This is a genomic window from Marinococcus tarijensis (assembly GCF_054971385.1).
Window position 1 is genome coordinate 42605 of sequence record NZ_JBQOJA010000022.1, and the last position, 8767, is coordinate 51371.

Consider the following 8767-nt stretch of genomic DNA (forward strand, 5'->3'; position numbering starts at 1 on the left):
AAGTTATGCAGCACGAAAACGATAAAGAGAAAAAATACGACAAAGAACTATTCTCTCCAGCTGATGTACGGGAAGATGATATGGAGCAAATTAACCGCCCGAGCCGGACATTCTGGCAGGATGCCTTCCGGGCACTGCGTAAAAATGTGGCAGCGATGATTTCTTTAGTAGCATTATTACTCATCGTATTTTTTGCTATCTTTGGTCCAATGATGAATGAATATACGCCAAGAGAACAGGATTTGTCACGATCGAATTTACCACCGAAAGTTCCTGTGCTTGAAAATATCGGTTGGCTGGGCATGGACGGCCAGGAGACATATGTTTTTGAAAATATTACAGCCGAACAGGCTCAAACAAACGCAGAGAGCCGATTTGGCAACGAAGATTATGTTCAATATGAAACCTTAAGCGAAGGCGACGGCTCTGTAGGATCTGCCCAGGTGCAGGTTAGTGTGGACAGCTATGCGGCAGCCGGAGTAGAAGAAAACAATTTTTGGTTCGGCACGGACCGCTTAGGAAGAGACCAGTGGACAAGAACGTGGGACGGAACGAGGGTTTCTCTTTTTATTGCCCTTATTGCGACTTTGCTTGATTTGTTTATCGGTGTCGCCTACGGCGGTATTTCCGGTTTCTTTGGCGGCAAGACGGATAACATTCTGCAAAGAATACTCGAAATCCTCTCTGGTATACCGAACCTTGTGATTTTAATTCTCATGATTGTCGTCCTTGACCCGGGTATTATTTCCATATCGCTTGCGATTGCGATTACCGGTTGGATCGGCATGTCGCGTATTGTCCGGGGCGAAATCCTAAAGCTGAAAAACGAAGAATTTGTGCTCGCTTCCCAGACCCTTGGGCTCTCAAATTCCAAAGTAATCACCAAGCACCTTGTGCCTAATACCATGGGCTTGATTATCATTAACACAATGTTTACGATTCCGAATGCAATTTTCTTTGAAGCTTTTCTAAGTTTCATCGGCTTAGGGCTGCAGCCTCCGAACGCTTCACTCGGGGTGTTGATTAATAACGGCTTTGATGCCCTGCAGACTACGCCGCACGTATTAATATTCCCGGCCGTCGTGCTGTCGGTGTTAATGATTGCCTTTAACATTCTGGCTGACGGTATGCGTGATGCGTTTGATCCGAAGATGCGCGATTAGAATGTGGGAGGAACGAACATGAGTAATAAAACCATTTTAGATGTAAAGAATTTAAGTGTTTCCTTTAAAACACCGAACGGCGAGGTCCAGGCTGTAAGAGATGTCAGCTTTTCAGTCGGAAAAGGGGAGACTCTGGCGATCGTAGGCGAATCCGGATCAGGCAAATCGGTAACGACAAAGGCGCTGATGGGTCTGCTGCCGGCTCCAAAAGGGTACATTAAAAACGGCAATATTCTATACGGAGACGAGGATTTTGCCAAGCTGAGCGATAAACAGATGACCAAATACCGGGGCAAGGATTTTGCGATGATTTTTCAGGATCCGATGACGTCCCTGAATCCGACGATGAAGGTAGGAACGCAGGTGATGGAAGGCCTGCGGATGCACCGCGGCATGAACAAAGAGGAAGCGAAAACAGAAGCGGTGCGGCTGCTGGAGCTGGTCCGGATTCCGGACGCGAAGGCAAGAATGGATCAATATCCTCACCAGTTTTCTGGCGGTATGCGCCAGCGGGTGGTCATTGCTATTGCACTTGCCTGCGACCCGAAGGTATTGATCGCAGACGAGCCGACAACAGCGCTCGACGTAACAATTCAGGCGCAGATTCTCGATATTATGAAAGATATTCAGGAAGAGTTTGAAACATCGATCATTTTCATTACGCATGACCTGGGTGTTGTGGCAAATGTGGCGGACCGGGTGGCAGTTATGTATGCTGGTAAAATTGTAGAAATCGGTTCTGTTGATGAACTTTTCTATAATCCGAAGCATCCGTATACATGGGGACTCCTCGGCTCCATGCCGACGGTGGATCAGCGCGAGGAAGAGTTGTTTGCCATCCCGGGAACGCCTCCGGATCTGCTGCATCCGCCCAAGGGAGACGCCTTTGCTCCGCGGAACCGGTACGCGTTGAAAATTGATTACGAAGAGCAGCCGCCGATGTTTCAGGTCTCTGAAACGCATTACGCAGCAACGTGGCTGCTGCACGAAAATTCACCGGACGTACAACCACCCGCCTCAGTACAGCAGCGCATTGACGAGATGGACGGGAAATGGGAGGCAGGACAGTAGATATGAGTGATGAGAAATTACTGGAAATCAAAAATCTGAGTCAGCACTTTAAAACAGGCAGAAAAAGTGTCGTGCGGGCAGTCGATGGCTTGAATTTTGATATATACAAAGGGGAAACGTTCGGACTTGTCGGAGAATCGGGCTGCGGAAAGTCAACAACCGGGCGCTCGATTATCCGCCTGTATGAAGCAACGAGCGGTGAGGTTTTGTTCAAGGGAGAAAATGTGCAGGGAAAAAAATCCAAGGCGGAGCTGAAAAAGTTTAACCGCCAGATGCAGATGATTTTCCAGGATCCATATTCCTCGTTGAATCCGCGGATGAAGGTCATTGATATCATCGCGGAAGGCATTGACATTCACGGGTTGGCAAAGGATAAAGAGGAGCGGCGTCAGCGTGTGTATGATCTGCTCGAAACGGTCGGGCTGAGCCGGGAGCACGCGGAGCGCTATCCACACGAATTCAGCGGCGGTCAGCGCCAGCGGATCGGGATTGCGCGTGCACTGGCTGTGAAGCCGGAGTTTATTATTGCTGACGAGCCTATATCGGCTCTCGATGTGTCGATTCAGGCACAGGTCGTCAACTTAATGAAAAAGCTTCAGCGGGAAGAGGATTTAACGTACTTGTTTATTGCTCACGATCTTTCCATGGTAAAATATATCAGCGACCGCATCGGTGTCATGTACTTCGGCCGGCTGGTGGAGCTTGCTTCGAGTGAAGAGCTGTACAAAAACCCGCTGCATCCGTATACGAAATCACTTCTATCCGCGATTCCACAGCCGGATCCGGTACACGAGCGCACAAGACGCCGGCTTGCTTATAACCCGGAGGATCATGACCAGAGCGAAGAGCCTGAATTCCGGGAAGTAACAAAGGATCACTACGTGCTGTGTACAAGTAAAGAATTTGAAGAGATGAATCAGCAGGCACCGGTATAAATTATATTTCCCCGTTCTGTAAGCCTTAGAGGAACGGGGAAATTTTCTTTCTGTATGGGTTGATCAACGGTGGGGCCTGTGCTATGATTATCGTTGTCAGTCACCAAGCTACATATTTTCAGCACGGAGGAGTACCCAAGTCTGGCTGAAGGGAGCGGTCTTGAAAACCGCCAGGGGCTTTGCGGCCCGCGGGGGTTCGAATCCCTCCTCCTCCGCCATTAATTTACCAGTGATAACTGCCCCAATAGGCAGTTTTTTTTAACGCCACTATCCGTTACGAGTGAAAAGAGGGCAGACGGTAATGGATCTACATACATATTGGATGCAGAAAGCCATCCGCGAAGCAGAGCAGGCAGAAGCAGCTGGAGAAGTGCCGATCGGTGCGGTCATCGTTTATCAGAATGAAGTGATCGGTCGTGGGCGGAACAGGCGAGAAGAAGATCAGCAGGCGGCCGCTCATGCTGAGATGATTGCCATTCAGGAAGCCTGTACATTTTTAAACAGCTGGCGGCTTGAGGAATGTACACTTTACGTTACGCTTGAACCGTGTCCGATGTGCGCAGGGGCTATTGTACAGTCCCGCGTCCCTTCCGTTGTTTTTGGAGCGTACGACCCAAAGGCAGGCTGCGCCGGAACGCTGATGAACCTGCTTCAGGAGGAACGCTTTAATCACCGCTGTGACGTCATTCCTGAAGTTGAAAGCGCCGCCTGTGCAAATCTTCTCACGTCATTTTTCCGGCGAATGAGAGATAAGAAAAAGAATAAAAAGAAAGAAAACGGGGAATAGCTCTACAGTCATTTAATTCTATTTGGAATATAGAAATGTGCCATGCTATATTTAACAAAATTATTGAATAAACAGGAGGTTTTCCAGTGCGTTCAAATCAATTTACCGTGGAAACGGCGCAAAAGCTTTCCGAAAAGCTGAATGTTCCGGCTGAGCAGATCATGCATACACCGCCTCATCTGATTAAAGAAAAAATTGCCGAATGGGAAGAAAAAGAAGTCGGTAAAAGCTCCTGTAAATCCATGTCTGCCGATTAAACTTCATCGGTTGCATATTACCGAAAAAATAGATATACTTATTAATGCGCTTCGATAAGAAGTGCCTAAATATAGTGAACCCATTTGCCGTGCTAAGTGGGGAGGTAGCGGTGCCCTGTACTTGCAATCCGCTATAGCAAGACCGAATCCCTTTCCGAGGCTTTATTTTTGTAGGGTCTGCCCTGCGTAAGTGGTGTTGACGTCCAGGTTCTGCGCAACGGAAACCCGCGAACCCTGTCAGGTCCGGAAGGAAGCAGCAGTAAGCGGACTCTTCCGTGTGCCGCAGAGCTGCCTGGACCGAGCAAACTGCGCAGGTAACGCTTATGAAAATATTGTCGAAGAAAGGTGCACGGCTCTATAAACATATCAGCTAAACGATTCCGTTTCAGGGGTCGTTTTATTTTTATATTTGCATGCCTCCTCAGGTCGTTTGAGTTTTGAAAATACCTTTATAAATAGGTATAATGAATAGAGGAAGAAACGGAAAAGAAGGGGGGAAACATGGTTGGGCCATCAAGCTTTATACCGGATGTGGCGGCCGCAGCTGCTTGAAGACGTAGTAGGCCAGGAACATATTACAAAAACGCTTCAAAACGCCCTCGTGCAGGAAAAATTCTCCCATGCTTACTTATTCAGCGGTCCAAGAGGAACAGGAAAAACGAGTGCCGCTAAGATCTTCGCCAAAGCAATTAACTGTGTGCAGGCTCCGACAGCTGAACCATGTAACGAATGTGATGCCTGCAGAGGCATTATGGACGGTTCAGTCGTTGATGTGATAGAAATTGACGCTGCCTCCAATAACGGGGTAGATGAAATTCGTTATATCCGTGAAAACGTGATCGCAGCTCCGAGGGACATCCGTTATAAAGTGTATATTATCGATGAGGTGCACATGCTGTCGACCGGGGCTTTCAATGCGCTGCTGAAAACGTTGGAAGAGCCTCCGAAGCATGCTGTTTTTATTTTGGCGACCACGGAGCCGCACAAAATTCCGCTTACGATTGTTTCCCGCTGCCAGCGTTTTGATTTTAAGCGTATTCAGCCGGAGACGCTGGTCGAACGCATGAAATATATACTCGGGGAGCAGCAGGATTCGGCGGAGGAACAGGCGCTTTACCTGATTGCCCGGGCGGCGGAAGGTGGAATGAGGGATGCCCTCAGCCTGCTTGACCAGGCAATGTCGTTTGCTGAAGAGGCGGTACAGGCAGAAGACGTACTGGCGATCACCGGTGCCGTTTCGCAGCAGTTTCTGACGGATACCGTGCGCGCATTGAAGGAGCAGAATACAGCTGAAGCGGTTCAGGCAGCCGACCGTCTGGTAAAGGAAGGCAAAGACCCGGTTCGTTTTATGGAAGACATCATCTACTATCTCCGGGATATGCTGCTGCACCAGGCGGCTCCGGGAATGCAGGAGCTGTTGGACCGGGCTACGCTTGATCAGGAATTTGAATCCCTGTCTTCTGATGTCCCCGCAGAATGGATTTACCAGATGATTGATCAGTTAAATAAAATTCACCAGGATATGCGTTGGTCGAGCCATCCTAAAATCTTTCTGGAGGTGGCGCTGATTCAGTCCTGCCACCTCTCCTCCGGCAGTACCGCCCCGGTGGCAGAAAGCAGTACTTCGGATGACAGAACGGAGCGTCTCGAAAACCGTATTGCGTCGCTTGAACAAGTATTGAAAGAAAAACCGGCGCCCCAAACAGCTCCGGTTCAGGAAGCGCCGGAAGCCGAAGAACCTAAGCGGGAGCCGTCCAGGCGCGCTTCCCAAAAAGGTGCTTCTTCTTCCCCGTCCCAGGGTAAAGTCAGAGAGATTCTAAAAACAGCGACGAAGCAGGATCTGCAGGACCTGGCCAATCAATGGAACAATGTGATGAATGCAATGCGGGCGAAAAGCGTGCCCGGACATGCCTGGCTGAACAACTCCAAACCGGTGATTGTGAATGAAACAGCGGTGCTTTTGGCCTTTAAAAACGAAATGCACCGCAACATGATTGAAACAAAGTTCCGGCAGGAAGTTATCGACGCCCTTCGGGAAATTACAGGGAAAGAACTGGAGCCATACACGATCCTTTCAAATGAATGGGAAAGGGTTAAGGAAGAGTATAAGCAGCATCAGCAGGAAAATGGAACAGAAGCAGCAGAGAGCGAAGCAGCCGAAGCTCCGGAGGATTCTCAGGAAGAGGCGCCGGATCCGTTGGTGGAAGAAGCAGTGAAGCGCTTTGGCTCTGAGTTTGTCGAAGTCGTGGATCACTAATATGAGGAGGAATTTATAATGAAAAACCAGGCAAATATGATGAAGCAGATGCAGAAAATGCAGAAGGATATGCAGAAGGCTCAGGAAGAACTGAAGGAAAAATCGGTAGAAGCAACAGCCGGCGGCGGAGCTGTAAAAGTAGTGGCTTCCGGGGATAAACAGATTTTAGACATTGAAATTGACGAAGATGTTGTTGATCCGGACGATGTTGAAATGCTTCAGGACCTTATGCTTGCAGCAATGAACGAAGCACTGAAGAAAGTGGATGAGCTTGTTGAGCAGGACATGGGGAAATTTACTAAAGGAATGAACATTCCCGGAATGTTCTAGGAGGAGATCAGGTGCAGTATCCGACACCTATTTCGCAATTAATCGACAGCTTTATGAAGCTGCCTGGCATCGGCCCGAAAACGGCCGGCCGGCTGGCTTTTTATGTATTAGATATGAAAGAAGACGATGTGCTCGAATTTGCCAAAGCGCTTGTTAATGCAAAACGGGAACTTACGTATTGTTCGGTCTGCCACCACATTACTGATACGGACCCGTGCTATATCTGCCAGGACAAGCAGCGTGACCGCTCTATCGTGTGTGTCGTGCAGGACGTCAAAGACGTTATAGCGATGGAAAAAATGCGGGAGTTCTCGGGGCTGTACCACGTGCTGCACGGAGCGATTTCCCCCATGGACGGCATTGGGCCGGAGGACATTAACGTGCCGGACCTGTTAACCCGGCTGCAGGATGAGCAGATTCAGGAAGTGATCATTGCGACGAACCCGACTATTGAGGGAGAAGCTACAGCTATGTATATTTCGAAGCTGCTTAAGCCGACCGGTATGAAGGTGACAAGAATTGCTCACGGTCTGCCGATCGGCGGGGATCTGGAATACGCTGATGAAGTAACGTTATCAAAAGCCATTGAAGGACGTCGCGAACTGTAGGGGGATCTGCATGCCACTGAAAAAAAAGCTGAAAAAACAGGAGCTCGAACGGCTGAAGGACCATATCTATGCTGCGAAGGAAAAAATGGAGCAGTATCAGCAGCTGTTGAATAAAAGCGTAGAGCCGTCGGAAGAGCTTACGATCCAGTTCAAAATTCATCAGGCCAAATATGTTTTTTTACTCAAGGAAGCAAGGCATCAGAGATATGAAGTAAAAACAAGCCCCTTTGCTTTGGATTAATACAATAAAGCCGCTTTAGGCTTCTGGTGCGCCCGGAGCCTGAAGCGGCTTTTTATGTATAAATATAATTGTTTCCAGCGTAGGGCAGGTTAATAAATACCTTGAAAAGGGAAGAGAAATACCGAATAAAAGCATGACCATATTTTAAGCTTCCAGGGAAAGGATGAGTCATTGATGAATAACTCCATTCCGGAAATCCGCCTGAACGATGGCCTGACGCTTCCAGTCATCGGTTTTGGGACAGCGGCGGTGATTGGAAACGAAGGGGCCAATGCTGTGGACCGGGCGATTCATGCAGGTTACCGCCTGATCGACACGGCGTACAATTATGAAAACGAAGGCACTGTAGGAGAAGCCGTACGGCGCAGCTCTGTCCCCAGGCAGGAGCTGCGGGTTACATCCAAGCTGCCGGGGCGCTACCACGAATATGAAAAGGCTGTGCCGGCGATACAGGAATCGCTGTACCGCGCAGGGCTGGATTACTATGACCTGTATCTGATTCATTGGCCGAATCCGGAGCAGGGCCATTATGTCGAAGCTTGGCAGGCATTGATTGAAGCGAAAAAATGGGGACTGGTCCGCTCCATTGGAGTGTGCAATTTTCTTCCGGAACATCTGGAGCATCTTGAAAAAGAGACAGGCGTGAAGCCGAGCATCAATCAAATTGAACTGCATCCGTATTTTAACCAGGAAGAGTCAAGAAAATGGCACGAAAAGCATGATATTCAGACCGAATCATGGAGTCCGCTGGCAAAGGCAAGCGACGTGCTGCAGGATGAGACACTCCGTAAAATAGCAAATAATCACAATAAAACGGTCTCTCAGATTATTCTTCGGTGGCACTACCAGCTGGGCACGATACCGATACCAAAATCGATGTCGCCCCGCAGACAGATTGAAAACCTTTCGATCTTTTCCTTTGCGCTCGACGAACGGGAGATGGAAATGCTTGCCTCACTGACCCAACCGGATGGACGCATAAATGATCAGGATCCGGCCGTGTATGAAGAGTTTTAAATCTTCACTGGATAACATAAAAAAGGGGCTGTCCCAAAAATAGGACAGCCCCCCTTTTCTATGCGCAAACAAAGAAAGAGATCATCCTTGAATGATATGGT

General features: G+C 48.8%; 10 protein-coding genes, 1 tRNA gene and 1 other RNA gene. All 12 read left to right on the forward strand.

Going from position 1 to position 8767, the window contains the following annotated elements; translation table 11 throughout:
* The first annotated feature begins 5 nt into the window (after nucleotides 1–5).
* The 12 genes from opp3C to ACTTK7_RS12555 all read left to right on the forward strand — a co-directional run bounded on the left by opp3C (nucleotide 6) and on the right by ACTTK7_RS12555 (nucleotide 8666).
* Nucleotides 6–1163 carry an oligopeptide ABC transporter permease gene (gene opp3C / locus ACTTK7_RS12500; protein WP_462868405.1) on the forward strand — a complete coding sequence of 386 codons (1158 nt, stop codon included), beginning with the start codon at nucleotides 6–8 and terminating at the stop codon, nucleotides 1161–1163.
* An 18-nt stretch (nucleotides 1164–1181) separates the two neighbouring features.
* A complete protein-coding gene (locus ACTTK7_RS12505; protein WP_462868406.1) occupies nucleotides 1182–2234 on the forward strand; it encodes an ABC transporter ATP-binding protein in 1053 nt (350 codons plus the stop codon).
* 2 nt (nucleotides 2235–2236) lie between these two features.
* A complete protein-coding gene (locus ACTTK7_RS12510; protein WP_462868408.1) occupies nucleotides 2237–3169 on the forward strand; it encodes an ABC transporter ATP-binding protein in 933 nt (310 codons plus the stop codon).
* 125 nt (nucleotides 3170–3294) lie between these two features.
* Nucleotides 3295–3387 (forward strand) — tRNA-Ser (locus tag ACTTK7_RS12515).
* A gap of 83 nt (nucleotides 3388–3470) precedes the next feature.
* A complete protein-coding gene (gene tadA, locus ACTTK7_RS12520; protein ID WP_462868409.1) occupies nucleotides 3471–3956 on the forward strand; it encodes a tRNA adenosine(34) deaminase TadA in 486 nt (161 codons plus the stop codon).
* An 86-nt stretch (nucleotides 3957–4042) separates the two neighbouring features.
* The gene (locus ACTTK7_RS12525; RefSeq protein ID WP_322525327.1) at nucleotides 4043–4213 is read left to right on the forward strand and encodes a YycC family protein; all 171 of its coding nucleotides are present in this window, start codon (nucleotides 4043–4045) and stop codon (nucleotides 4211–4213) included.
* Nucleotides 4214–4300: 87 nt separating this feature from the next.
* An RNA gene (gene ffs, locus ACTTK7_RS12530) (signal recognition particle sRNA large type) lies at nucleotides 4301–4566 on the forward strand.
* Between the two features lie 152 nt (nucleotides 4567–4718).
* Entirely contained in the window at nucleotides 4719–6470 is a 1752-nt protein-coding gene (dnaX, locus tag ACTTK7_RS12535; protein WP_462868410.1) for a DNA polymerase III subunit gamma/tau, read from the forward strand.
* A gap of 18 nt (nucleotides 6471–6488) precedes the next feature.
* Nucleotides 6489–6800, forward strand: coding sequence for a YbaB/EbfC family nucleoid-associated protein (locus ACTTK7_RS12540; RefSeq protein WP_022792923.1), 312 nt, complete (start codon nucleotides 6489–6491; stop codon nucleotides 6798–6800).
* Between the two features lie 11 nt (nucleotides 6801–6811).
* Nucleotides 6812–7408 carry a recombination mediator RecR gene (gene recR, locus ACTTK7_RS12545; protein WP_022792922.1) on the forward strand — a complete coding sequence of 199 codons (597 nt, stop codon included), beginning with the start codon at nucleotides 6812–6814 and terminating at the stop codon, nucleotides 7406–7408.
* Between the two features lie 10 nt (nucleotides 7409–7418).
* Complete coding sequence (locus ACTTK7_RS12550) at nucleotides 7419–7649, forward strand: YaaL family protein (RefSeq protein WP_022792921.1); 231 nt, start codon at nucleotides 7419–7421, stop codon at nucleotides 7647–7649.
* Nucleotides 7650–7823: 174 nt separating this feature from the next.
* Nucleotides 7824–8666, forward strand: a complete 843-nt coding sequence (locus tag ACTTK7_RS12555; protein WP_462868411.1) for an aldo/keto reductase — start codon at nucleotides 7824–7826, stop codon at nucleotides 8664–8666.
* Nucleotides 8667–8767 lie beyond the last annotated feature (101 nt).